This is a genomic window from Mycobacterium sp. MMS18-G62 (assembly GCF_053877835.1).
In genome coordinates, this window is the sequence record NZ_CM132662.1 from 991807 (window position 1) to 1014541 (window position 22735).

The 22735-nt window shown below is 67.1% G+C and carries 25 protein-coding genes and 1 riboswitch; of the genes, 12 read left to right on the forward strand and 13 right to left on the reverse strand.

The window, feature by feature from the left end; all coding sequences use genetic code 11:
• Nucleotides 1-6: 6 nt before the first annotated feature.
• Genes ACWW36_RS04860 through ACWW36_RS04870 form a run of 3 tightly spaced genes read right to left on the reverse strand, consistent with a single transcriptional unit; the run spans nt 7 to nt 5388 of the window.
• Nucleotides 7-2652 (reverse strand): family 1 glycosylhydrolase, encoded by a 2646-nt coding sequence (locus tag ACWW36_RS04860; protein WP_456140464.1) that lies wholly within the window; start codon nt 2650-2652, stop codon nt 7-9.
• Nucleotides 2653-2708: 56 nt separating this feature from the next.
• Complete coding sequence (locus tag ACWW36_RS04865) at nt 2709-4364, reverse strand: FAD-dependent oxidoreductase (RefSeq protein WP_456140465.1); 1656 nt, start codon at nt 4362-4364, stop codon at nt 2709-2711.
• A gap of 7 nt (nt 4365-4371) precedes the next feature.
• The gene (locus ACWW36_RS04870) at nt 4372-5388 is read right to left on the reverse strand and encodes an AurF N-oxygenase family protein (RefSeq protein ID WP_456140466.1); all 1017 of its coding nucleotides are present in this window, start codon (nt 5386-5388) and stop codon (nt 4372-4374) included.
• A 334-nt stretch (nt 5389-5722) separates the two neighbouring features.
• Between ACWW36_RS04870 and serC the strand changes: the two genes are divergently transcribed.
• From serC to ACWW36_RS04885, 3 genes are all read left to right on the forward strand, one after another.
• Nucleotides 5723-6835, forward strand: a complete 1113-nt coding sequence (serC, locus tag ACWW36_RS04875) for a phosphoserine transaminase (RefSeq protein WP_456140467.1) — start codon at nt 5723-5725, stop codon at nt 6833-6835.
• 88 nt (nt 6836-6923) lie between these two features.
• The gene (gene sepH / locus ACWW36_RS04880; protein WP_456140468.1) at nt 6924-7694 is read left to right on the forward strand and encodes a septation protein SepH; all 771 of its coding nucleotides are present in this window, start codon (nt 6924-6926) and stop codon (nt 7692-7694) included.
• 44 nt (nt 7695-7738) lie between these two features.
• Entirely contained in the window at nt 7739-8542 is an 804-nt protein-coding gene (locus ACWW36_RS04885) for a TIGR03620 family F420-dependent LLM class oxidoreductase (protein WP_456140469.1), read from the forward strand.
• Here the strand turns inward: ACWW36_RS04885 and ACWW36_RS04890 are convergent.
• From ACWW36_RS04890 to ACWW36_RS04900, 3 genes are read right to left on the reverse strand one after another with little or no spacing between them, the layout of a single operon-like run.
• Nucleotides 8535-8813: a DUF2537 domain-containing protein gene (locus ACWW36_RS04890; RefSeq protein WP_456140470.1), complete on the reverse strand. Its 279-nt coding sequence runs from the start codon at nt 8811-8813 to the stop codon at nt 8535-8537. The genes ACWW36_RS04885 and ACWW36_RS04890 overlap by 8 nt on opposite strands.
• Nucleotides 8810-9628 carry a TrmH family RNA methyltransferase gene (locus ACWW36_RS04895; RefSeq protein WP_456140471.1) on the reverse strand — a complete coding sequence of 273 codons (819 nt, stop codon included), beginning with the start codon at nt 9626-9628 and terminating at the stop codon, nt 8810-8812. Before ACWW36_RS04895 ends, ACWW36_RS04890 begins: the two co-directional genes overlap by 4 nt.
• On the reverse strand, nt 9625-10056 hold the full coding sequence (locus ACWW36_RS04900) for an Rv0880 family HTH-type transcriptional regulator (RefSeq protein ID WP_456140472.1): 432 nt from the start codon (nt 10054-10056) through the stop codon (nt 9625-9627). The genes ACWW36_RS04895 and ACWW36_RS04900 overlap by 4 nt, the downstream gene beginning before the upstream one ends.
• 61 nt (nt 10057-10117) lie before the next feature.
• Between ACWW36_RS04900 and ACWW36_RS04905 the strand changes: the two genes are divergently transcribed.
• Nucleotides 10118-10366 carry a DUF2530 domain-containing protein gene (locus ACWW36_RS04905; RefSeq protein ID WP_456140473.1) on the forward strand — a complete coding sequence of 83 codons (249 nt, stop codon included), beginning with the start codon at nt 10118-10120 and terminating at the stop codon, nt 10364-10366.
• Nucleotides 10367-10381: 15 nt separating this feature from the next.
• The gene (locus ACWW36_RS04910; RefSeq protein WP_456140474.1) at nt 10382-10834 is read left to right on the forward strand and encodes an SRPBCC family protein; all 453 of its coding nucleotides are present in this window, start codon (nt 10382-10384) and stop codon (nt 10832-10834) included.
• On the opposite strand, the gene ACWW36_RS04915 is transcribed toward ACWW36_RS04910, so the two are convergent.
• On the reverse strand, nt 10831-11589 hold the full coding sequence (locus ACWW36_RS04915; protein WP_456140475.1) for a DUF3027 domain-containing protein: 759 nt from the start codon (nt 11587-11589) through the stop codon (nt 10831-10833). The genes ACWW36_RS04910 and ACWW36_RS04915 overlap by 4 nt on opposite strands.
• A 157-nt stretch (nt 11590-11746) precedes the next feature.
• Here ACWW36_RS04915 and ACWW36_RS04920 point away from each other — a divergent pair, with 157 nt between their 5' ends.
• Together ACWW36_RS04920 and ACWW36_RS04925 are read left to right on the forward strand one after the other, a co-directional pair.
• Nucleotides 11747-13330 carry an MFS transporter gene (locus tag ACWW36_RS04920; RefSeq protein ID WP_456142367.1) on the forward strand — a complete coding sequence of 528 codons (1584 nt, stop codon included), beginning with the start codon at nt 11747-11749 and terminating at the stop codon, nt 13328-13330.
• The gene (locus tag ACWW36_RS04925) at nt 13327-13815 is read left to right on the forward strand and encodes a DUF2771 domain-containing protein (protein ID WP_456140476.1); all 489 of its coding nucleotides are present in this window, start codon (nt 13327-13329) and stop codon (nt 13813-13815) included. The genes ACWW36_RS04920 and ACWW36_RS04925 overlap by 4 nt, the downstream gene beginning before the upstream one ends.
• On the opposite strand, the gene ACWW36_RS04930 is transcribed toward ACWW36_RS04925, so the two are convergent.
• Both ACWW36_RS04930 and ACWW36_RS04935 read right to left on the reverse strand, forming a co-directional pair.
• Entirely contained in the window at nt 13812-14816 is a 1005-nt protein-coding gene (locus ACWW36_RS04930; RefSeq protein ID WP_456140477.1) for a glutathione S-transferase family protein, read from the reverse strand. The two genes, ACWW36_RS04925 and ACWW36_RS04930, sit on opposite strands and share 4 nt — an antisense overlap.
• Before the next feature lie 87 nt (nt 14817-14903).
• On the reverse strand, nt 14904-15314 hold the full coding sequence (locus ACWW36_RS04935; RefSeq protein WP_456140478.1) for a cold-shock protein: 411 nt from the start codon (nt 15312-15314) through the stop codon (nt 14904-14906).
• Nucleotides 15315-15459: 145 nt separating this feature from the next.
• On the opposite strand from ACWW36_RS04935, the gene ACWW36_RS04940 reads away from it, so the two are divergent.
• The 4 genes from ACWW36_RS04940 to ACWW36_RS04955 all read left to right on the forward strand — a co-directional run bounded on the left by ACWW36_RS04940 (nt 15460) and on the right by ACWW36_RS04955 (nt 18835).
• On the forward strand, nt 15460-15873 hold the full coding sequence (locus ACWW36_RS04940) for a YccF domain-containing protein (protein ID WP_456140479.1): 414 nt from the start codon (nt 15460-15462) through the stop codon (nt 15871-15873).
• On the forward strand, nt 15870-16928 hold the full coding sequence (gene moaA / locus ACWW36_RS04945; RefSeq protein ID WP_456140480.1) for a GTP 3',8-cyclase MoaA: 1059 nt from the start codon (nt 15870-15872) through the stop codon (nt 16926-16928). The genes ACWW36_RS04940 and moaA overlap by 4 nt, the downstream gene beginning before the upstream one ends.
• Before the next feature lie 7 nt (nt 16929-16935).
• Nucleotides 16936-17184 carry a MoaD/ThiS family protein gene (locus ACWW36_RS04950; RefSeq protein WP_456140481.1) on the forward strand — a complete coding sequence of 83 codons (249 nt, stop codon included), beginning with the start codon at nt 16936-16938 and terminating at the stop codon, nt 17182-17184.
• Between the two features lie 247 nt (nt 17185-17431).
• A riboswitch (cyclic di-AMP (ydaO/yuaA leader) is annotated at nt 17432-17611 on the forward strand.
• Between the two features lie 9 nt (nt 17612-17620).
• Nucleotides 17621-18835 carry a transglycosylase family protein gene (locus ACWW36_RS04955; RefSeq protein ID WP_456140482.1) on the forward strand — a complete coding sequence of 405 codons (1215 nt, stop codon included), beginning with the start codon at nt 17621-17623 and terminating at the stop codon, nt 18833-18835.
• Between the two features lie 3 nt (nt 18836-18838).
• Here the strand turns inward: ACWW36_RS04955 and ACWW36_RS04960 are convergent, their stop codons facing one another.
• From ACWW36_RS04960 to ACWW36_RS04975, 4 genes are read right to left on the reverse strand one after another with little or no spacing between them, the layout of a single operon-like run.
• Complete coding sequence (locus tag ACWW36_RS04960; RefSeq protein ID WP_456140483.1) at nt 18839-19267, reverse strand: molybdenum cofactor biosynthesis protein MoaE; 429 nt, start codon at nt 19265-19267, stop codon at nt 18839-18841.
• Nucleotides 19264-19743, reverse strand: a complete 480-nt coding sequence (locus ACWW36_RS04965; RefSeq protein WP_456140484.1) for a MogA/MoaB family molybdenum cofactor biosynthesis protein — start codon at nt 19741-19743, stop codon at nt 19264-19266. Before ACWW36_RS04965 ends, ACWW36_RS04960 begins: the two co-directional genes overlap by 4 nt.
• The gene (gene moaC, locus ACWW36_RS04970) at nt 19740-20165 is read right to left on the reverse strand and encodes a cyclic pyranopterin monophosphate synthase MoaC (RefSeq protein WP_456142368.1); all 426 of its coding nucleotides are present in this window, start codon (nt 20163-20165) and stop codon (nt 19740-19742) included. Before moaC ends, ACWW36_RS04965 begins: the two co-directional genes overlap by 4 nt.
• Before the next feature lie 53 nt (nt 20166-20218).
• Nucleotides 20219-20413 carry a hypothetical protein gene (locus ACWW36_RS04975; RefSeq protein ID WP_456140485.1) on the reverse strand — a complete coding sequence of 65 codons (195 nt, stop codon included), beginning with the start codon at nt 20411-20413 and terminating at the stop codon, nt 20219-20221.
• Nucleotides 20414-20478: 65 nt separating this feature from the next.
• Here ACWW36_RS04975 and ACWW36_RS04980 point away from each other — a divergent pair, with 65 nt between their 5' ends.
• On the forward strand, nt 20479-22731 hold the full coding sequence (locus tag ACWW36_RS04980; RefSeq protein ID WP_456140486.1) for a helicase-associated domain-containing protein: 2253 nt from the start codon (nt 20479-20481) through the stop codon (nt 22729-22731).
• The last annotated feature ends 4 nt before the right edge of the window (nt 22732-22735 follow it).

Consider the following 22735-nt stretch of genomic DNA (forward strand, 5'->3'; position numbering starts at 1 on the left):
CCGCGCCTAGACGATGTTCGGGATGTAGGTCCCGAGCAGCACCAGGGGTAGTCCGTTGGCCGTCGTGATCTGCTTGATCGCCGAAATGCTTGCAGGCCGCGGGGTGCGCTCGAGTTCGGGTGTTGTCGGGTCGGAGCCGTACAGCCCGAACTCGAGGTCGTACCCGTTGGACCACTCGAGGTTGTCGACGAAGGACCAGTACGTGTAGCCGCGGATGTCCATGCCGTGAGCGATCTGGTCCTGCACGACGGCGATGTGGTTGACGATGTACGACGGCCGCTTGGTGTCCTCGTCATCGGCGATGCCGTTCTCGGTGACCCACAACGGCTTTCCGTATGACGCAGCGACGTCGAGAACCTCGCGGAATCCACCTGGGTCGGTCGGCTGGTTGAAGTCGCTGCATGTCGGCGACGACGCGTCGCACCGCACCGGCAAGCCTCGTAGGAACGGGAATCCCGGGATCGGAGCGACGCCGAAGCCCTGCATGGGTTGTGAGCCGTAGTACTGCACACCCATGAAGTCGACCTTGTTCATGAACTCGGGATGCACTTCGCTGGCCTGTTGGACGCCGTCGAAGTTGGCGTCGACCCAGCCGTCGATGACAGCGTTCGGGAACCAGCGGTTGTAGAAACTGTTCCACGCGTCGGCCGCCTGCACGTCCAGCGGGCTCACCGGGTTGGCCGGCCGCGCCGGAATCATGTTGTTGGTGAAGCCGACAAACGCGGCAGGTTGACCCGCCGTCGCGACCGTCGTGTCCCACTTGTGGATCTCGTCGTATGCGGCGACGTGCCCCTTCGCCTCGTTGACCAGGAACGTCGACGCCAGGTCGGGCCGGATCACGCCGGGCGGCCAGTTCGGCAGCAGACCCGGAATCGCGAGGAACTCCGTCAAGACCGGCGGGAACGGCTCGTTGAGTGTCGCCCAGTTGTCGACCTGGTCGCCGTACTTCCACGCCAGGTATGCGGAGTACTTCTCGAATTCGACCAGCGTGTCCGGCGACAGCCAACCGGCGGCCTCAACGGGCAGGCCCAGCTGAATCAACGGGCGCGCGGTGATCGGATCGTGCACCCACGTCGGCAACGTGAAGTGGTTGACGGTGATCAGCGGCTCGAGTCCGTGCGCACGCAGCGAGGCGAACACGTCGCGGTAGTGCTGGACCTCGTCTTGGTTCGCCAGCGCGTCCAATGCCTGCAAATCGGCGAGGCTGACACCGCCGCCTTCGTCCGAGATATCAATGGACGCCGTGGAATTCGGGAAGATGCGGCTCCACTCGACGCTCATCCGGAACGTGTTCATGCCGAGGTCGTTGTGGGCCAGCGCAGCGTCGGAGTCGTATTCGACGTAGGTGCCCGGGCCGTTCTCCGGCACGCCGTGCGTGATTCCCAGGGCCTGGTTGATCGGGTCGTGCACCCACTTGTACCAATCCGAATTCGGGTCGACGGGCGAACCCGGGCCACCCTCGGCCTGGAAGCCGGCGTGCGCCACACCCCAGTGGAAATCCGTCGGGAAGGACAGGTCGACGCCGGACACCGGTGTGACGTTGACGGTGATGGTTTGTGCCACCGCGTCGCCGCCGCCGGGATTGAGGAAATTGCCCAGGATCGGCACGAATTTGAGCAGTCCCAGCGGGCCGTGCACATGCAGCCCCGCGGACTCGTCGCTGACGACGACCGTGAACTGATCGGTCCCGCCGACCGCGGCCATCGCGTTCATGGGTCGGTAGGTGAAGTTGCCGTCCTCGTCGACCTCGACGGTTCCGCCGTTGAGTGGCCTGCCGATCACGGTGTAGGTCAGCGGGTCGCCGTCCGCATCGGAGGCACCGATATTCCCGGTGATCAGACCGTTTGTTTGCGGGTTGATCACCGGGTTGATGGTCGGTGACTCGTTGAAGAGCTCGCGACGCACCCAGGCCAGCAGCGTCCACAGCGACGGATCCGTCGGCAACGCGGGGAGGCCCGCGCCAAAGGGCGCCAGGAATGCATTGACGACGCTCGACACCAGCCCGCCAACGTAGGTCACCAAGGTGAGCGGATCGTAGGCGGTCGGCCATGGCCGCAAACTCGGGACGGTCGGCGGGGTCACCGCAGCTGTCGTTACTGCGGCTGTCGAAAAGGTCTGCGCGGTAAGCGAACTCACTGCAGCCTTCGGCGTGGGATCGCTGGCGGGCTGAGGGTCGGCGTCGACTTTGACCTGTACAGCGTCAACCTTGCTGTCGGGCGTCTCTGCGGCCTTCGTCGGCGTATTGGCCTGCTTGTTGGCGTCGGACTGTTTAGCAGGTTCGGGCTCCGCCGTGGGTTTGGGCTCGGCCGTCTCATCAGTCGAACTGGTGTGGGCGCCGCCGGTGCTCACCACGACGCCGGGTGGCGCCTGCGTCGTCGTCGATCCCGTGGACGTGGACACGGTCGTCGAGGCGGACGGCGTTTCGGCGGTGGTGATGTCCGTCGACGGTTCCGCGGATTGCGACGCGGGAGCGCTCGTCGAAGACTCCGACGGCGGCGTTTGCGATGAAGACGATTGCGAGGACGTGTCCGACGAAGCGTCGGGTGTGTCGGCCCACGCGACGCCGTAGCCGTGCCCGGTGGCCACCGCGACCCCGACCCCCAGAGCTACGGCCAAACCCCCGACCCGACCGACGTACGCCGCTGCAGTCATGCACATTGCATACGCCCGTTGTCGCGCAGGTAGGGCGGGTTTGGGGAAAGTGATTGCTAACGAAGCAACCCGGCGAGCAACCGCTGACGCACAGGCGGTGCAGGCGCGGCCGCCGCCGCGGCAAGCATGTCGGCGGTGGAGGTGAACTTGTCGCGTGGACGGTCCCCGCCGCCGCGGGCGATCTCCGCGGCGTCGATCGCCTTCCACCCCGCCGCGTCGACCACGTCTGGTTGCCGGCTGCGGACCAACCTGTCGAGTGCCTTGCCGACAGGGTCGCGCAACAGGCCGTTGTTGTAGTCGGCGACCAGGTTGTGCACGGTCTGCGCGGCGCACGACTTGTTGGTGCCGATGAACCCGGTGGGTCCGCGCTTGATCCAGCCGGCGACATAGCTGCCCGCCGCTCCGATGACACGACCGCCGTCGTTGGGCACCACCGCCGAGGACTCGTCGAACGGTAGCCCGCGAATTGGCCTGCCGCGGTAGCCAATTGATGTCAATACCAGACCAGCCGAGAGCTGACGCGCCTCGTCGGTACCCGTCACCGTGAACTCCATCGCCTCCGCGCGGGCCTCACCGACGACGCGGCTCGGGGTGAGCCGGTATGCGAGACGGATGCGTGGCCGCGTCGCTGGAGCCGACGCGTCACCGAGCTTGCTCAGGACCTCTAACTTGTTGCGCGTCAACGGATCTGAAGTTTCGGCGAGATCGCGCAGCACCAGATCGTGATCGGCGGTGTCGAGCACCACTTCGCAGGTCGACGTCAAGCCGATCAGCTCCGGCAGCGTGAACGCCGAATCGGCGGGACCGCGGCGTGCGGCAATCACGACCTCTTGGACTCGCGAAGTCCGTAGCGCCGCCAGCGCGTGGTCGGCGATGTCAGTGCGGGCCAGCGCGTCGGGATCGGTGGTCAGGATCCGAGCGACGTCCAATGCCACGTTGCCGTTGCCGACGATGACGACTCGTTCGTGGCCCAAATCGACTGGCAGACCAGTGTATTCGGGATGGCCGTTGATCCACGCGACCATCTCGGTGGCCGTGCCGGTGCCGGGCAGACCCATGCCCTCGATGTCGAGTCGACGGTCGTTGGGCGCGCCGACGGCGTAGATCACCGCGTGATGGTGCTCCAGCAGCTCGTCGTGCGTCAGGTCCGATCCCACCTCGACGTTGAGGTAGAACCGAAACCCGCGCCGCCTGGCGATCCTGTCGAACAGCTTGGTCACCCGCTTGGTGCTCTGATGGTCGGGGGCGACGCCGGCGCGCACCAGACCGTACGGAGTCGGCAGCCGTTCGAAGACGTTGACCCGCACGCCGTCCTGGGTGAGCAGTTCGTCGGCGGCATACATCGCGGCGGGTCCGGATCCGACGATCGCCACCGTCAGCGGGCCACCAGCACGCGCCTCGACGAACGGCGCCTCGATCACTGGCGCCAACTTGGATGTCGGCGGCAACTTGGTTTCGCGCTTGGGATAGAACGCGGCGTTCAGCTCGACGAACGGCAGCTGCGTGGGCTCCAGCTTGGTGTCGGGTGCGATCGCCCCGACGGGACACGCGCTGACGCAGGCACCGCAGTCGACGCACGCCACCGGATCGATGTAGAGCATCTCGGCGGTGGCGAAGCCCGGCTCGTCCGGTGACGGGTGGATGCAGTTCACCGGACAGGCGTAGACACAGGACCCGTCGCTACAGCACGACTGGGTAATCACATGGGGCATGGCTCTCCTACGCGGCGGCGACCACGTGCTGTCGCTGCGGCTCGCTGCGGTAGCGGCTCGGCCGGCCGTCGATCCTGCAGATCCGCCACACGAGCTTGGCGATCGGATTGATCAGGCCCGTATCGCGGCACAGCATCCGGACGTCGCCGAACATGTCGCGCAGCATCTGCCGAGACTCCGGCGAGCGGAAGAACACTTCCTTGCGCACCGACCGCGGGATGTCGAATTCCTTCCAGAACGCCCTCGGCGGAACGATGATCGCCGAGCACAGAATCCGCATCACCAAAGGCACGTAGATCGACAGCCAGAACCGCTTGCGCCGCGGCAGGTGTGGGATCCGCTTGCGCAGGTACTCATGCGCGAACGAGATGTGGCGGGCTTCCTCGGCCACGTGGATGGCCATCACCTTTTCCATGATCGGATGAAGCGACTTGCCTTCGCGCAGCACGTTTTTCTGCGTGTGGTCGATGGGCTCCTCGCCCGCGAGGATGCCGAACCAGAAGGGGATCGGCAGCGGTCCGGCCACCAGCGGGATCAACGGCTGAACCCACTTGAGCATCCGCGGCATGCCGGGCACGTCGGCGCCGATGCGGTTCACCATCTCCTGAAACATCATGGTGTGGTTGCACTCTTCGACCGCCTCGTGCAGGCAGTAGCGGTACTCCGGCGAGCCGTTCGGCGTCCAGAACGAGTACTCCATCAGACCGCGGATGAGAATCGACTCGAAGTGCAAACCGACCTTGGCGACATTGGCCTGGCGCCACATGCCGATCTCGATCTGACGCTCGACCGGCTGCGCCTTGTACCAGGGGTGGCGGCCCAGCGGATCGGTCGCCGGAAGGATCCAGCGCTCGTCGTTGTCGATCACCGCGAACTCGGGAGAATCCCAGTCGATGTCGGTGTAGGGATTGAAATTCCGCCGCACTGACCCCTCAGACAATGTGGTGAGCATGTCGACGTACTCGGTGTCATCGCGTACATCCATGTTGCGACGCCATCGCCTGACCATCCGCGTCCGTGCCATTCGAAGCCTCCCATGAGGTTTACATCTGCACCTGCAATGTCCAACGACGGTACCGCAGGTATCGCATATTGAACAGCCCCCTTCCTGGATGTGATGCGCGTCGCTTGCACGTCAGAAATGTGATGCAGGACACGGTCGATGGTCGAGTCGAAGACCGAATCCGAGAGCGCGTGGGGCCGCCGCTCTCGGGTTCTATGTCTCGTAGTGCCCGCCTCGCGGCGACAATGTCGGCAGTGGCGACAAAGTCGCCTGTAGCCGGGCAATACCTGTTCTCGCCAGAGCATCGGCCCTGGTGTCGATCTCGTGGCCAACGCCGCCGACTAGGCTTGCACCCATGGCCGAACTGACGATTCCTGCCAACCTCAAGCCCAAAGATGGACGTTTCGGCTGTGGACCGTCGAAGGTCAGGCCCGAACAACTGCAGGCGCTCGCCGCGGCGGGCGACCTGTTCGGAACATCGCACCGGCAGGCACCGGTCAAGAACCTGGTCGGCCGGGTCCGCGACGGGCTGCGTCAACTGTTCTCGCTGCCCGACGGCTATGAGGTCATCCTCGGCAACGGTGGCTCGACAGCCTTCTGGGACGCCGCCGCCTTCGGCCTGATCGACAAGCGCTCGCTGCACCTGACCTACGGCGAGTTCAGTTCGAAGTTCGCCTCGTGCGTCGTCAAGAACCCGTTCGTCGAAGAACCCATCATCCTCAAGGCGGACCCGGGCAGCGCGCCCAAACCGCAGTCCGACCCGTCCGTCGACCTGATCGCCTGGGCGCACAACGAAACCTCGACCGGCGTCGCGGTCCCCGTGCAGCGGCCCGACGGATCAGGTGATGCGCTGATCGCGATCGACGCCACGTCGGCGGCCGGCGGCCTGCCCGTCGACATCACCGAGGTCGACGCGTACTACTTCGCGCCGCAGAAGAACTTCGCCGCCGACGGCGGGCTGTGGATCGCGGTGCTATCCCCCGCAGCGCTGGCCCGCGTCGAGGCGATCGCGGGCGCGGGTCGCTGGGTGCCCGACTTCCTGTCACTGCCGATCGCGATCGACAACAGCACCAAAAATCAGACGTACAACACCCCCGCGATCGGCACGTTGATCCTGCTCGCCGAGCAGATCGACTGGTTGCTGGGCAATGGCGGGCTGGACTGGGCCGTCAAGCGGACGGCTGACTCGTCGCAGCGGCTGTACTCCTGGGCCGAATCGTCGAAATACGCCACGCCGTTCGTCACCGACCCTGAGCTGCGTTCGCAGGTGGTGGGCACCGTCGACTTCTCCGACGACGTCGACGCCGCAGCAGTCGCCAAGGCGCTGAGGGCCAACGGCATCGTCGACACCGAGCCGTACCGCAAACTCGGCCGCAACCAATTGCGGGTGGGCATGTTCCCCGCTGTCGAGCCCGACGACGTCAGCGCGCTCACCGCGTGCATCGACTGGGTTGTCGAACGGCTCTGACCTGCTGGGCGTGTCATCACGGTTACGGCCAGATAACGAAGTAGGGTCCTCCTAATCGGGCTTGGTATCCGGCCCGGAGGAGGTCGATATGCGGGAACTCAAGGTCGTCGGGCTCGACGTCGACGGCAAACGGATCATCTGCGAGACCGACGACTCCGGCGAGAAGTTCATCCTGCGGTCCGATGACCGGTTGCGGTCCGCTGTGCGCGGCGACAAGACCGGCTCGAGTCCAACCCCCGTCGATGCCGAGGTTCCAAACGTGCTGCGTCCCAAGGAGATTCAGGCTAAGATTCGCGCGGGCGCGTCCGTCGAACAGGTCGCTTCGGCCGCCGGTGTTGATATCGGCAGGGTCGAGCGGTTTGCCCATCCAGTGCTACTCGAGCGAGCTCGTGCAGCGGAGCTGGCAACGGCGGCCCACCCTGTTCTGGCCGACGGGCCAGCGGTGCTGACACTGTTGGAGACGGTGACTTCGGCGCTGGTGGCTCGCGGGCTTGACCCCGACGCCACCAACTGGGACGCGTGGCGTAACGAGGACGGCCGCTGGACCGTGCAGATGGCCTGGAAAGCCGGCTTGTCCGACAACGTCGCGCATTTCCGCTTCACACCCGGCGCGCACGGCGGCACAGTGACCGCGTTCGACGACGCGGCATGCGAACTGATCGACCCCAACTTCGCACGCCCGCTGCGGCCCCTGGCCCCGGTGGCACAGCTCGACTTCGAAGAACCCGAGCCGCAGTTGCCCGTTGAGTCACCCGAACCGCCGCCAGCACCGAAGCCGCCGCGGGCGCGCAAGGGTAAGCCTGCCGTCCCCGCATGGGAGGACGTGCTCTTAGGCGTGCGTTCCAGCGGTCAGCGCTGACGCTTGACCTGAAGTCCCGTTGAGGTCGTAGCTTCGACCGTGTGATGAGCCTGGGCCCGATCGGCCTCGCCAGCAGCAATCCGTACACCGACGACGCCACCGTGGTGGCCGACGAAGCGCGTCACGCCGAACGCCTCGGCTACTCGACGTTATGGCGATCCGGCAATCTGCCGATGCTCGAGGCGGCCGTGCACGCGACGGCCACAATCCCCGTCGCGACCGGCATCATCCCGGTCTCCAGCGTGCCCGCAGCGGACGTCATCGCGACGTACAAATCTCTGCAGGACGACCACCCGGGCCGGTTCATCGTCGGACTGGGCGGCGCGCACAACGCCCGGCCGGTGGCCACCCTCAACGCATACCTCGATGAGTTGGACGCCGCGGGCATACCCGCCGACTCACGGGTGCTCGCCGCGCTCGGCCCGACGATGCTGGCGTTGGCGCGCGACCGGGCAAGCGGCGCATACCCATTCCTGGTGACGCCGTCGTATGTGGCGGATGCTCGTGGCGTACTGGGAGGGGACCGGATGCTTGCGGTGCTGTTGATGGTGGCCCCGACGACCGACCGCGAAGCCGCGCGACGAGCCGTCGCGGAGACGTTGGGGTTCCTCGGCAAGGTCGGTGGCTACCGTCGAAACCTCTTGCGGCAGGGGTTCTCTGAGTCCGATATCGACGACGTAAGCGACCGGATACTCGACGGCATCGCGGCGTGGGGTGACGTCGACACGATCGCGAGACGGATCGGCGACTACAGAACCGCTGGTGCCGATCAGGTCGTGTTACGAATCATGGGCGCCGACGACGTCAACTCCTGGCAGACGCGGCTGGCTGAAGCGCTCATCAACTGACGCCGCCAAGGGCCATGGCCAGCAAGCCAATCCACGCGCCGGCCACACCGACTCCGGAGCCCAGCACGAACCACCTCCAGACTGGAAGCTTCCGCCACCCCCAGACCGTCGGCGCGAGTCCACCGACGGCGACGAGGTTCAGCCCGACTGCGAGCAGCGGATGCACGCGTGTCAGCCCGATGCTCAACACGACGACCGCGGCGGCGGTAACGGCGGCGACGAACCCTGCCACCGTCAAACCCGTGGCCCATGGGGTCGAGTCGTCGGTCACGGGCCCAATCTAGCTCGTTCGTAGAACGCCAAGGCTGCCGCCGTAGCGACGTTGAGCGAGTCGGTGCCGCGCGACATCGGGATCCGCACCCGCATATCGCTTGCCCGCATGGCGTGTTCGGTCAGCCCGGGACCTTCTGCGCCGACGAGAATCGCCACCTTGTCGTCGGCCAATTGCGTCATCGCGTCGGGCAAGGCATGCGCGGCGGGGTCCGGAGTCATCGCGAGCAATCGAAAGCCGTTGTCCCGCAACACTTGAAGGTCATGCGGCCAGTTGACTGTCCATGCGTACGGCACCAGCAGCGCATGCCCCATCGATACGCGGACGGCACGCCGGTACAGCGGATCGGCGCAGCCCATGCCGAACACGACCGCGTCCACTCCCAGGCCGGCGGCGTTGCGGAAGATCGACCCGAGGTTCTCGTGGTCGTTGACGCCCTCGAGCACCGCGACCGTTCTCGCACCGTCGAGCACCTGCGCCACGGTCAGCTCCGGTGGCCGCGACGCCGAAGCAAGCACCCCGCGGTTGAGGTGAAAGCCCACCACCTCGGCCATCACATCGGGCTGGACTCGGTAGTAGGGCGCGGCCACACCTTTGAGGTCGTCGGCGAGCTCCCCGAGACGCCGGTCGGTGCCGAGCATCGCGCGCGGTTTGAAGCGCGACGCCAGCATGCGCTGCACGACCAGTACGCCCTCGGCGATCACCAGGCCCTTGCCGCTGGGCAGGTCGGGCCTGCGGTCCACGCTGTTGAGATCGCGAAAGTCGTCAAGCCTCGGGTCGGCAGGATCGTTGACGTCGATTACTACTGCAGTCACGCGCTCTCGTCGACCATGCCGGACATCAGATCGGCCGCCACCAACAAGGTTTTGCGTTCGTCTGGATGAAGGCTGTCGAGCCGTTGCTTGAGCCACTCCTGGCTGGCACGTCGCTCCGCCTCGATCAGGTCGATGCCGGCGTCAGAAACCGACACCAGCACCTGGCGACCGTCGGCGGGATGCGCGGTGCGCGCGACGAAGCCCAGTTCAGCCAGCGAGGCGATGACGCGGGTCATGGACGGCGGCCGCACCCGCTCGCGCATGGCTAACGCGCCGGGCGTCATCGGGCCTTCTTTGGCAAGCGTCGACAGTGCCGACAGCTGGGACAGGGAAACCGGCGAATCCGGACGTCGGAAACGTAATTGGCGTGCCAGGCGGATCACTGCCAGAGACAGATCGCTAGCGAGCCGGGCGTCCACGTCTTTCACAAGGCAAAGAGTACATAGCGGATCTCGGGAAAAACGGTGTAATCGGATACGTTGGGCAACGATGACCGCCGACGTCCCGGAGCCCCCGACTCTTCCCACCGCCCTACTCAAGCCGTGGCCGGTGATCGTGGTGATCGCCACGGGCTGGGTCATCGCCGCTGTGCTGTCCTTCACCGTGCCTGCACTGGAGGAATGGCGGCCCTACACGGTCGCCGGACTCGGCGTAGGCGTGCTTGGCACAGCCATCGTTCTGTGGCAACGTCACGCCGTGCGCCGCGGATCACGCGGCGCTCAAAGCGGACTCAGCTGAATCGAGGGGGACGCCATGGCGGCGCCGCTGTTGCAGGCACAGATCGACATCAACGCTCCGGTCGGCAAGGTGTGGGCCTTGGTGTCCGATCTCAAGCGGATGCCACAGTGGAGCCCGCAATGCCGGGTGATGAAGTCGTTCGGCCCGCTGCGGCAGGGCACCAGGACGATCAACTTCAACCGCCGAAACCGCATGTTCTGGCCGACGACATCGACAGTGACCGAGGTCGTTCCGGAAAAGAAGCTGGCATTCAGGGTGCACCAGAACGGAACCGTGTGGAGCTACGAGCTTGAACCAACCGATACCGGCACGCGGTTAGTGGAATCGCGCCACGCGGAGAACGGGGTCAGCGCGTTCTCGAATATGAGCGTCAACGCAATGATGGGCGGCGTGCCGAGCTTCGAACGTGAACTCGTCGAGGGCATGAACGAAACACTGGCCCGCATCAAGGCGGCCGCGGAAAGCTAGTCGGCGGGCTCGGCCAGGTCGAGGACGCCGTCGTCGTAGGGGTCGTAGAGCGGGGTTCCTGTGCCGGGTGGTTGCGGGGTGTCCGAGTGTGCGCCGCAGCCGTATTCGGAGTCGACGACATGGCCGTCGGCGGCGTATTCGTTGGCGCACACGCCGAATGTCCGTCCCAATGCTCCACCGAGCGGAACGTAGAAGCCGCAGTCACGGCAGACGCGACGGGTCGAGCGTGCCATTGCAGAGCCAGGACCGAATTCACCGTCATGCCAGCGCTGCGCGGCCTCGCTGCGGCCCCACTCGCTGAGCACCTGACGGCGGCCCAGCCCGACCTCGAGTGCGACGTCGTCGATCTGCGGGTCACCCGTTGCCATGTACCCGGGCACCAGCCGCGGGTCGTCGGCCGCGGGCGCGAGCAGATCACCTGGGCTCAGGTCGCCGGGCCGGACGCGCTCCTGCCACGGCACCCACTTGGGTGCCAGCAATGCGGTCGGGCCTGGCACCAGCACGACTTCGCTAATGGTGGCGTGGTCGGCACCGGGGCAGGCGGCCACGACGACGGCCCACTGCCAGCCGCGGTATCCAGGCATAACGGCAAGGAATCGGTGCGTGGCGGCGGTCGGGTCCTCGAAGCCGGCGCCGAGGTACTCCCCGACCGTGTTCTCGCCGCTGAACTCGACGATCGCGGCGCGGGCCTGCTCGACGGCGCCCAAGAGCACCGCCTCCAGGTCGGGGCGATCCGCGGTGTCCACGCTGTCCATCGACACCATTATTGCCCCACCGAGCGAACGCGTAGCCACACCGGTCGCCTGCACGCCCGCTATCGCCGCAATGGGGGAGAATCGACGTGTGACCGGATCGCGGCGTGACCCTCGCTATTTCCCGCCGCGCCCTCCCACCGGCGACGAACATCCCGGGATGGCGAACTATCCCAGCGACGACGCCGGCTACCGCAGGCAGCGCCGCTCGACGCCAAGCGCGAATCGATGGTTGCCGCCGCTCGACGACCGTGCCCAGCGCGAATACCGATCCGATCCGCCGCCCACCGTCGGCTCCGCCGCGGGCGAAAAGGTCACAGTGACAAGGGCGGCCGCGCAGCGCAGCCGGGAAATGGGTTCGAAGATGTATGGCCTGGTGCACCGGGCCGCCACCGCCGACGGCGCCGACAAGTCCGGCCTGACGGCGCTGACCTGGCCCGTGGTGGCGAACTTCGCGGTCGATGCGTCGATGGCCGTCGCGCTGGCCAATACGCTGTTCTTCGCCGCGGCCTCCGGTGAGAGCAAGAGCCGAGTCGCGCTGTACCTGCTGATCACGATCGCGCCGTTCGCCGTCATCGCACCGCTGATCGGGCCGGCGCTGGACCGGCTTCAGCATGGCCGCCGCGTCGCGCTCGCCGCCTCGTTTATGTTGCGAACCGCGCTGGCCGTGGTGCTCATCGCCAACTACGACGGCGCCACCGGCAGCTTCCCGTCCTGGGTGCTCTACCCGTGCGCGCTCGGAATGATGGTGCTGTCCAAGTCTTTTAGCGTGCTGCGCAGTGCGGTGACACCACGGGTGCTGCCGCCCACGATCGACCTGGTGCGAGTGAATTCGCGCCTGACGACGTTCGGCCTGCTCGGCGGGACGATGGTCGGCGGCGCGGTCGCGGCGGGCGCCGAGTGGGCGTTTGGCCTGTTCCACCTGCCCGGCGCCTTATACGTGATCGTCGCAGTCTCGGTCGCCGGTGCGGCGCTGTCGATGCATATTCCAAAGTGGGTGGAGGTGACGGCGGGCGAGGTGCCCGCGACGCTGACCTACCACGGCGGCAGCGGCGAGTTGCGCCGCCACCCCGAACAGCACAAGACGTCCGGCGCCGCGCGACAGCCGTTGGGCCGCAACATCATTACGTCGCTGTGGGGTAACTGCACCATCAAGATCATGGTGGGCTTCCTGTTCCTCTATCCCGCGTTCGTCGCGAAATCGCACGATGCGAGCGGCTGGGAGCAGCTGCGGATCCTCGGGGTGATCGGCGCGGCCGCGGCGATCGGCAATTTCGCAGGCAACTTCACCGCTGCCCGGCTGAAGCTGGGCTTCCCGGCGTTGCTTGTCGTGCGGTGCGCGGTCGCGGTGACTGTCGGCGCGCTGGCCACCGCGCTGACCGGCAAGTTGATGGTCGCCGCGCTCGCCACCCTGGTCACCTCCGCGGCGGCCGCGATCGCCAAGGCGTCGCTGGACGCCTCGTTGCAAGATGACCTGCCAGAGAAATCGCGGGCGTCGGCGTTCGGACGCTCAGAGTCCTTGCTGCAGTTGGCATGGGTTACCGGCGGCGCCATGGGTGTACTGGTTTACACCGAACTGTGGGTGGGCTTCACGGCTATCACCGCTGTGCTGATCCTCGGGTTGGCTCAGACGGTGGTGAGCTACTTCGGCGAGTCGCTGATTCCCGGCTTCGGCGGCAACCGTCCGGTGTTCGCCGAACAGGAAGGCGGCAGGGCGGATACCGCGGCGGTGGGCCAGGAGTGAAACGCATCCTCGCCGCATTGGCGGTCGTGGTCGTCGTCGCGTCGGTGCTCACCGGTGTGCTGATCTGGCGGCTCACACGCGACGCGCCGCCGCAGCATCCGGAGATCAGCGCCTACTCGCACGGGCATCTGACGCGGGTAGGCCCGTACCGCTATTGCGAGGTGCTGAACCTCAACAACTGCCAAACTCCGGAAACCATCGGGGAATTGGCCGTCGACGCCCGCTTCCCCGTCCAGTTGTCGGTGCCGCCGGCGATATCTCGTGCACCGTGGGTGCTGCTGCGGGCATACGAAGGTTCCGACGAGCCAGTGGTTTCCGAGTTCCGGCCGGGGACTCGGCTGGCGGTCACGATCCCAACCGTCGATGCACACCACGGAAAGCTGACCGGCCTCGTCGTGCAGTTGCCGACGCTGGTTCGCGACGAGGCGGGCAACGAGTTTCCGTTGCCGCACGCGGAGTGGTCGGTGCGGACGGTCTGGTCCTAGCCCGCGCCGTGCCCGTCCGGCACGCGTTCGCCCTCACGCGTCGGCCCGGGAGGCGTCCCATCGCCAAAAGGCTTGCCGCCCAATTCTTCACGGCCATGAGGGGTGAGCCAGTTCGACAGATCCGGCCCCTTCGGGACGATCTGCGTCGGATTGATGTCTTTGTGGACGATGTAGTAGTGCTGCTTGATCTGCACGAAGTCGATGGTGTCGCCGAAGCCGGGTGTCTGGAACAGATCTCGTGCATAGGCCCACAGCGCGGGCATCTCGTCGAGCTTGCCCCGATTGCACTTGAAGTGCCCGTGATAGACGGGATCGAAGCGGGCAAGCGTGGTGAATAGTCGGACGTCGGCTTCGGTGATGGTGTCGCCGACGAGATAGCGCTGATTCGTCAACCGTTCTTCGAGCCAATCGAGCGCGGTGAACAACCGGTCATAGGCCTTGTCGTAGGCACCCTGTGAACCCGCGAAGCCACAGCGGTACACGCCGTTGTTGACCTCGGTGTAGATGCGCTGCGCCACGTCGTCGATCTCGTCGCGCGGCTTTTCGGGATACAGCTGTGGGGCGCCTTCGCGGTGGAACTTGGTCCACTCGGTGGAGAAGTCAAGCGTGATCTGGGCGAAGTCGTTGGTCACGACCTCGCCCGTCGGCACGTCGACAACCGCAGGCACGGTGATGCCCTTTTCGTAGTCGGGAAACCGCTTGAGGTAGGCGTCCTTGAGCCGGGGAATCTTCAGCACGGGGTCGACGCCGCCGGGGTCAAGGTCGAACGTCCAGCTGTCTTCGTCGTGGGTGGGTCCGCAAAAGCCAATGGACAGAACGTCTTCCAGGCCAAGCAGCCTGCGCACGATGATCGTCCGGTTCGCCCACGGGCAGGCCCGCGCGACGATCAGCCGATAGCGGTCGGGTTCGACGGGGTAGCCGTCGCTCCCGTCGGCTGTGATGCGCGTGGTGATGTAGTTGGTGTCGCGGTTGAACTCGCCACCGCCGGCGACATAGGGCATGTCACCAGTGTTCCCACCGAGTGGCCAGTTGTTGCACGCGATCGAGCAAAAAACGTGTATTAAGTGGACACTCGGCCGAGAAGCAGCTCAGGCGTCGAGTTCGCTCGCGACGGCCCGCACCACTTCGGACACCCTGCGGGCGACCTTGCGATCGGGGTAGCGGCCCTTGCGTAGCTCCGGCTGCACCGCGCTCTCCAAAAGCGTGATCATGTCCTCGACCATGCCGTGCAGCTCGTCGGGACTGTGCTTGTGCTCGGCCGCCGCTGCTTCGCGTCGGGTCCGCGTCAGGCTCGGCGGCGGGTCGATGATCTTCAGGCTCAACGCCTGCGGGCCGCGACGGCCCGCGGCCACGCCGAATTCGACCCGCTGCCCAGCCTTGAGACCGTCGACGCCGGCGGGCAACGCCGAGGACCGGACGTAGACGTCCTCGCCTTCCTCCTGCGACAAAAAGCCGAAGCCCTTTTCGGCGTCGTACCACTTAACCCGGCCGGTCGGCACTGGTCTCACCCGCTTGTCTTCTGCGAACAGTTACATAAGGAAAGCGTCCCGCCTGCGCCGGGACGCGTTTAGGAGATCCTACTCGGAGCCCGCGCCGGTCATCACCCCCTTTACTCGGTAGTCTGAAACCACCGCTGGAGGAAAGATGCGCCTGATCCTGAATATCATTTGGTTGCTCTTCGGCGGCCTATGGCTAGCGCTGGGCTACCTGCTCGCGGCGCTCATCTGCTTCGTCCTCATCATCACGATTCCGTTCGGATTCGCCGCGCTGCGCATCGCGTCCTATGCACTGTGGCCGTTCGGTCGCACGATCGTCGAGAAGCCAGGACCACGCCCCGGCGCGCTTATCGGCAACGTCATCTGGGTCATCTTGTTCGGCATCTGGCTGGCCATCGGCCATGTCATCACCGCGGTGGCGATGGCGGTCACGATCATCGGCATCCCGCTGGCGCTGGCCAACCTCAAGCTGATCCCCGTCTCGCTGGTGCCGCTTGGCAAGGAGATCGTGCCCAGTGACGAGGCCCGTTCCGTCTCCTATTCCCCGAGAGCCGCCGCATGACCGTCATCGATCTGGGCGTGCCGTCGATGGGCCCGGCCGAGCCCGCACCAATTAGCGGGCCGCTGCTCGACACCTTCGGCCGAGTCGCGACCGACCTTCGGGTATCGCTGACCGACCGGTGCAATCTGCGCTGTACGTATTGCATGCCGGCGGACGGCCTTGACTGGTTGCCTGGCGAGCAGCTGCTGGACTATGACGAACTGGTCCGGCTGCTGCGGATCGCAGTCACCCGGCTCGGCATCACGAGCGTGCGCTTCACCGGCGGCGAGCCACTGGTCGCCAAGAATCTCGAGGACGTCGTCGCGGCCACGGCCACACTGCGGCCCCGCCCCGAAATCACCTTGACCACCAACGGGATTGGGCTCGACAAACGCGCTGCCCGGCTCAAACGAGCCGGCCTGGACCGCATCAACGTCTCACTGGACACCGTCGACGCGGCACGCTTCGCGCACATCACCCGTCGCGACCGGCTTTCCGACGTACTCGCCGGCCTGGAGGCCGCAAAGGCTGCCGGGCTGAACCCGGTGAAGGTCAATGCCGTTCTGGACCCGGTCACGGGACTTGAGGATGCAGTGGCGCTGTTGCGCTTCTGCGTCGACGGCGGGTACCAGCTGCGCATCATCGAGCAGATGCCGCTCGATGCCGGCCACGAGTGGCAACGTGGCCGAGCGATCAGCGCCGACGATGTGCTCGCCACACTGCAGCAGCACTTCGACCTGCGGCCCGACCCGGCCCCGCGAGGTTCGGCGCCCGCGGAGCTGTGGGAGGTCGTGGACGGTCCTGGAGTCGTGGGCAAGGTCGGCATCATCGCTTCGGTTTCGCATCAGTTCTGCTCGGCTTGCGACCGCACCCGGCTCACAGCCGACGGGCAGGTTCGCAACTGTCTGTTCGCTCGGGCGGAAACGGATCTGCGCAGCCTCATTCGCTCCGGCGCTGACGACGATGCGCTCGAAGCGGCGTGGCGCGCCGCGATGTGGGCCAAGGCGGCCGGACACGGCATCAACGACCCGGGCTTCGTGCAGCCCGACCGCCCGATGAGCGCGATCGGCGGCTGAGGTGTCGATGAAGGTGACGGTGCGGTACTTCGCGGCGGCGCGTGCGGCCGCGGGCTTCGATGACGAGATCATCGCGCTGCCGACGGGCACCACGGTTGACGCTCTGGTCAACGGTCTCAGTGAACGCGACCCCGAACTCGCCAAAGTGTTGAGCCGATGCTCATACCTGTGTGACGGAATTGCGGTGCGGGACTTAGGAATGACGCTCGACGACGCTCAGACGATCGATGTTCTTCCCCCGTTCGCCGGTGGATAAGCGTGATTTGCATCACATAACGAAACGGTCACGAGCTGGCCACGGGCCGTTACCTTGCAAATTGCACCTGGGGAAACGCCTTGGCCGCCTGGGCTTTTAGAGCCTTTTTAAGATTTGCTGCCCACGGAAACGCCGCCCGCGTCAAAAGATGACGCGACCAGCTAGACCCGTTACGGTTCAGCCCAAGCCATCGACCCCTAATCGATTGGCCCGCCGTGCCCGGCCGCGCCGAGCTCCATCCGTTGGGTACGGGACAACGACAAACAACTTGGATGGAGGCGGGGGACCCACCGGTCCACCGAACAGATAGGACCTGGAATCGCTTGCGATTCCTTGGGGTGAAGCCGTCGTCTTCAACGACGACGGCCGGGTGACCTCTCCAGCCCGAACCCGACAGCTGACCTCGCGGGCGCTTAAGAGAGGACCTAACGCACCCATGAGTGGACGGCATCGTAAGCCCACTACATCGTCTGTAAGCGTCGCGAAGATCGCCTTCACCGGCGCTGTCCTCGGAAGCGGAAGCCTCGCCCTCGCCGGGCATGCTGGCGCCGCCACCGACGGCGAATGGGACCAGGTCGCCAAGTGCGAATCAGGCAACAACTGGGCCATCAACACCGGCAACGGCTACCAGGGTGGGCTGCAGTTCACCCCCGGCACCTGGTCAGCCCATGGCGGCGGCCAGTACGCGCCGGCCGCCAACATGGCCACCAGGGAAGAGCAGATCGCAGTCGCCGAGCGCGTGCTCGCCAGCCAGGGCAAGGGCGCATGGCCGGTATGCGGCGGCCCCCTGTCGCACGCGACCCCGCGCAACGTGGTCGAGCAGCCGCAGGCCCTCGACAACGCGGGCCTCAACGGCGAACTGCCGCCGCCGCCAGTCGATCCCTTGGCTCCCCCACCGGCTGAGCCCGCCGCCTTCGACGCTGTGTCGGCGCCGGTGCCCGACGCTCCGCCGCCGCCTGCGCCACTGCCCGAGCCCCCGGCCGAGGCGCCGATCGTCGACGCTGCCCTTTCGGTGCCCGCCGACCTGCCGCCGGCCCCGCCGGTCGACGTGCCGCCTCCGGCGCCAGTGGATGCACCGCCGATCGAGGAGACGGTCGTCGCGGCCGCCGACAACTGGGACGTCGCTCCCGCCCCCGTCGATCAGCCGGAAGTCTGGGCGCTGCACGCACCGGCTCCGCTCGACCCCGTACTGCCGCCGCTCCCGCCCGCCCCACCGGCTCCCCCGGCGCCGCCCGCGCCGGGGGACGTTGCGGCGCCTGACCCGCTGGCGCCTCTCGCCGGTGTCAACATTCCGGCCCCGGCCTACGACGCCGCCAACCAGGTGGCGACCGGTGGCCTGCCGGTTCCTGCCGACGGCGTGCCGCATCTGCCGAGCCCCGATGCACTTCCGCCGGGGGCCACGCTGGATCGGAGCGCGACGGGCGCCGACGGCCCCAACGTCAGTTACCTCAAGGACCTGTGGCAAGCGGTCCAGAACCATGACATCAGCGGTAAGGAAGCGTTGATCATGGGGCTGGGCCAACGCGGGATGAACACGCCGTACCCGGAGCAGGCTCCTGGTCCGAACGTTCCGGTGGGTCCGGCCGACACGGCTGATCCGGCCGCGCCGCCCCCGGCGCCAGCGCCGGCGCCGATCCTGCCGCCCGCCTAGCCGCTAGGCGGATCCCACCCATTCGTCGGAGCCGTCGGCGAAGAACTGGTGCTTCCACACCGGCAGCCGGGCTTTGACAGTGTCCACGAGCCGGGCACACGTTTCGAATGCCGCCGCGCGGTGGTCCGCTGCGACCGCAGCCACCAGGGCGGCATCCCCGATCTGCAGCGTGCCGATGCGGTGGCTGACGGCGATGGCCCGCACGCCGTGACAATCGGCCGCGATCTCGGCGGCCACGTCGGCGAGGGTCTGCTGCGCTGACGGGTGCGCGGAATACTCCAGCCGCGTCACCGTGCGCCCGCCGTCGTGGTCGCGCACAACACCGGCGAAACCCACCACCGCGCCGGCCGACTCATGGGCCACAAGCGCCTCGTATTCGCTCAATTCGATCGGTTGCTCGCTCAACTCGACACGCAGGACGACGGCCGTCATCGCGCATGGTCCTTTCCCCCGAGCTGATCAAGCGCGTGCTCGAGGACATCGTCGAGCACGCCGAGGCCGTCTTTGACGCCGCCGGGTGAGCCGGGCAGGTTCACGATGAGCGTGCGGCCCCTGACCCCGCAGATCCCGCGAGACAGGACGGACGTCGGCACATGTGGAAGGCCGGATCGCCTGATGGCGTCGGCCAGGCCGGGAATCTGGTAATCGACGATGTTGGCGGTCGCCTCAGGTGTGGCGTCCGTCGGCGATATCCCTGTGCCGCCGGAAGTGATTATCAGGTCCACGTTTTCACCCACCGCGGCGAAAAGCGCCCCGCTCACCTCGGTGCCGTCGGCGACGACCGTCGGTGCGGGTGTCGAGATGCCACGTGTGTTGAGCCAGTCGACGATGATCGGGCCGCAGCGGTCCTCGTACACACCGGCGGCCGCTCGCGTGGAGGCGATCACCACGCGACCGGAACGGATCACCTGGTCCACGTCCCGGTCTTGCCGCCGTCTTTGCGCAGCACCCGGATGTCGTCGATGCGCGCGGCGGGGTCCACCGCCTTGATCATGTCGTAGACCGTCAGTGCGGCGACGCTGACGGCGGTCAGTGCCTCCATCTCCACGCCGGTGCGGTCGGTGCTGCGCACGGTCGCTGTGACGGCGACCTCGCCGTCGCCGATCTCGAAGTCGACGTCGACACCGGTCAGCGCCAGCTGATGGCACAACGGGATCAGATCGCTGGTGCGCTTGGCGGCCAGGATGCCCGCAACGCGCGCGGTCGCCAGGGCGTCGCCTTTGGGCAGGCCGCCGGACGCGATCAGCGCGATGACGTCCGGGGTCGTGTGCAGCCTCCCGGCGGCGACCGCCGTGCGCTTCGTGACGTCTTTGGCCGTCACGTCGACCATGTGCGCCGCGCCGGATTCATCCAGGTGCGAAAGGCGGCGCGGCTGGTTCACCGTTACTTGTTGACGACCGTGGACGGGTGGACGTATGGAATGTCGTCGGACGGCAGCGGGAACGCCAGCTCACCGAAGGGTGAAAGCGCGCCGGTCCGGTCGGTGGCTAGCTCGCTGACCGCGTGATCGTCGTCGCCGTCGAGTTCCGGCCAGCCGGGGTCGACGTAGCGCTTCTTCTGCCCTTTGTTCTCTGCCACGTGCACATTGTGGCAGGCGCCTTGAGCAGTGGCGACACCGGCAGGCTGCCTTACGCTGGTCAGCAATGACCGAAACTACTCCGGGCGTCCCGCTTGGCGCCTGGCTGGCCGAGCGCGATGACGGGCAGCTGATCCGGCTCCTGGAGCTGCGGCCCGACCTGACGCAACCACCGCCGGGCACGATCGCGGCGCTGGCGGCGCGCGCGCAGGCCCGTCAATCGGTCAAGGCTGCCACCGACGAGCTGGACTTCCTGCGGCTCGCGGTTCTCGACGCGCTGCTGGTCTTGCACGCGGATACGACGGCCGTGCCGGTGACGAAGCTGCTCGAGTTGATCGGCGACCGGGCAAGCGAGGACACCGTCATCGCCGCCGTGGACGATCTGCGTGAGCGCGCGCTGGTGTGGGGCGACTCGGCGGTGCGCGTCGCGGCGGAGGCCGCGGGCGGCTTGGCCTGGTATCCGGGCCAGGCCATCGTCGAAGACTCCGCCCCGACGGATATCGCCGCCCGGCTGGAGACGCTGGACGAGCCGCAACTCGAGCTGCTGCACAAGCTGTTGGAGGGCTCACCGATGGGGCGCACCCGAGACGCCGCGCCGGGCACCCCGCCGGACCGTCCCGTGCAGCGGCTGCTGGCCGCGGGCCTGCTACGGCAGGTGGATGCCGAGACGGTGATCCTGCCGCGACTGGTCGGCCAGGTCATGCGTGGCGAGCTGCCAGGTCCGGTGGAGCTGAGCCAACCCGATCCGGTGGTGTCGAGCACGACCGTCGCCGATGTCGACGCAGTGGCCGCCGGCGCGGTGATCGACATGCTGCGCGAGGTCGAGCTGGTGCTCGAAACCCTGGGCGCCACACCGGTTCCCGAGTTGCGCAGTGGCGGCCTGGGTGTACGCGACGTCAAGAGGTTGACCAAGGTCACCGGGATCGACGAGGCGCGGCTCGGCCTGATCCTCGAGGTGTCGGCGGGGGCGGGGCTCATCGCTGCCGGGCTGCCGGAACCGGATCCTCGCGACGGCGTGGGCACGTATTGGGCGCCGACGGTGGCCGCGGACCGATTCGTCGAATCGCCTGCGGCTTCGAAGTGGCACCTGCTGGCGTTGACGTGGCTGGACCTGCCCGGCAGGCCAAGCTTGGTGGGCAGTCGCGGGCCCGACGGCAAACCTTATGCGGCACTGTCGGATTCGCTGTTCTCCACCGCAGCGCCGTTGGACCGCCGGCTGCTGCTCGACGTGCTGGCCGATCTGTCGCCTGGCGCCGGTGTCGACGCCACGTCGGCCTCGCGGGCGATGGTGTGGCGGCGGCCGCGATGGGCGGTGCGGCTGCAGCCCGACCCCATCGGTGACCTGCTGACCGAGGCGCACGCCCTCGGAGTGGTTGGCCGCGGAGCGATCTCCTCACCGGCGCGGAAGCTATTGGCAGGCGACGCACACGACGACGTCGTCAAGGCGATCGACAAGGTGCTGCCGCAGCCCATCGACCATTTTCTGTTGCAGGCCGACCTGACGGTCATCGTCCCCGGGCCGCTGCAACGCGAACTGGCCGAGCAACTGGCGGCCGTCGCCACCGTGGAGTCGGCGGGTGCGGCGATGGTGTACCGCATCAGCGAGGCCTCCATCCGGCGCGCACTCGACACCGGACGCACAGCCAGCGAGTTGCACGGTCTGTTCAATCGGCATTCCAAAACACCTGTGCCGCAAGGGTTGACATATCTGATCGACGATGTCGCCCGTCGGCATGGGCAGCTGCGCGTCGGCATGGCGGCGTCGTTCGTGCGGTGCGAGGACGCGGCCCTGCTGGCGCAGGCCGTCGCGGCGCCCGCCACCGAACAGCTGGAGATGCGGCTGCTGGCGCCAACCGTCGCGGTGTCACAAGCCCCGATCTCTGAGGTGCTCGCCGCGCTGCGCGGCTCCGGCTTCGCGCCTGCGGCCGAGGACTCGACGGGCGCCATCGTCGACATTCGCGCCCGCGGCGCGCGCGTGCCTGCACCACCGGGGCGACGGCGAAGTTACCGGCCCGCGCCGACGCCGACGAGCCAGACGCTGGGCGCGATCGTTGCGGTGCTGCGCAAGGTGGCGGCCACACCGTCGTCCAGCATGCGGCTCGACCCCGCGGTCGCCATCACACAGCTGCAGGAGGCCGCCCACATGCAGGCCTCGGTGGTGATCGGTTACGTCGACCCGGCCGGGGTGGCCACGCAGCGGGTGGTGGCGCCGATCAACGTGCGCGGCGGCCAGCTGACCGCCTACGATCCGGCGTCCGGGCGGGTGCGTGAGTTCGCCATCCACCGCGTCACCTCAGTGGTGGCGGCCGAGTCCGGATAATGGG

Coding starts and splice junctions, on each gene's coding strand:
- ACWW36_RS04905 (WP_456140473.1), top strand. CDS start 10,118: ATGACCGCCGACGTCCCGGAGCCCCCGACTCTTCCCACCGCCCTACTC.
- ACWW36_RS04950 (WP_456140481.1), top strand. CDS start 16,936: ATGAAGGTGACGGTGCGGTACTTCGCGGCGGCGCGTGCGGCCGCGGGC.
- moaA (WP_456140480.1), top strand. CDS start 15,870: ATGACCGTCATCGATCTGGGCGTGCCGTCGATGGGCCCGGCCGAGCCC.
- ACWW36_RS04885 (WP_456140469.1), top strand. CDS start 7,739: ATGAGCCTGGGCCCGATCGGCCTCGCCAGCAGCAATCCGTACACCGAC.
- ACWW36_RS04860 (WP_456140464.1), bottom strand. CDS start 2,652: ATGACTGCAGCGGCGTACGTCGGTCGGGTCGGGGGTTTGGCCGTAGCT.
- ACWW36_RS04940 (WP_456140479.1), top strand. CDS start 15,460: ATGCGCCTGATCCTGAATATCATTTGGTTGCTCTTCGGCGGCCTATGG.
- ACWW36_RS04920 (WP_456142367.1), top strand. CDS start 11,747: ATGGCGAACTATCCCAGCGACGACGCCGGCTACCGCAGGCAGCGCCGC.
- ACWW36_RS04870 (WP_456140466.1), bottom strand. CDS start 5,388: ATGGCACGGACGCGGATGGTCAGGCGATGGCGTCGCAACATGGATGTA.
- ACWW36_RS04915 (WP_456140475.1), bottom strand. CDS start 11,589: ATGGACAGCGTGGACACCGCGGATCGCCCCGACCTGGAGGCGGTGCTC.
- ACWW36_RS04955 (WP_456140482.1), top strand. CDS start 17,621: ATGAGTGGACGGCATCGTAAGCCCACTACATCGTCTGTAAGCGTCGCG.
- ACWW36_RS04910 (WP_456140474.1), top strand. CDS start 10,382: ATGGCGGCGCCGCTGTTGCAGGCACAGATCGACATCAACGCTCCGGTC.
- ACWW36_RS04960 (WP_456140483.1), bottom strand. CDS start 19,267: ATGACGGCCGTCGTCCTGCGTGTCGAGTTGAGCGAGCAACCGATCGAA.
- sepH (WP_456140468.1), top strand. CDS start 6,924: ATGCGGGAACTCAAGGTCGTCGGGCTCGACGTCGACGGCAAACGGATC.
- ACWW36_RS04930 (WP_456140477.1), bottom strand. CDS start 14,816: ATGCCCTATGTCGCCGGCGGTGGCGAGTTCAACCGCGACACCAACTAC.
- serC (WP_456140467.1), top strand. CDS start 5,723: ATGGCCGAACTGACGATTCCTGCCAACCTCAAGCCCAAAGATGGACGT.
- moaC (WP_456142368.1), bottom strand. CDS start 20,165: ATGGTCGACGTGACGGCCAAAGACGTCACGAAGCGCACGGCGGTCGCC.
- ACWW36_RS04980 (WP_456140486.1), top strand. CDS start 20,479: ATGACCGAAACTACTCCGGGCGTCCCGCTTGGCGCCTGGCTGGCCGAG.
- ACWW36_RS04865 (WP_456140465.1), bottom strand. CDS start 4,364: ATGCCCCATGTGATTACCCAGTCGTGCTGTAGCGACGGGTCCTGTGTC.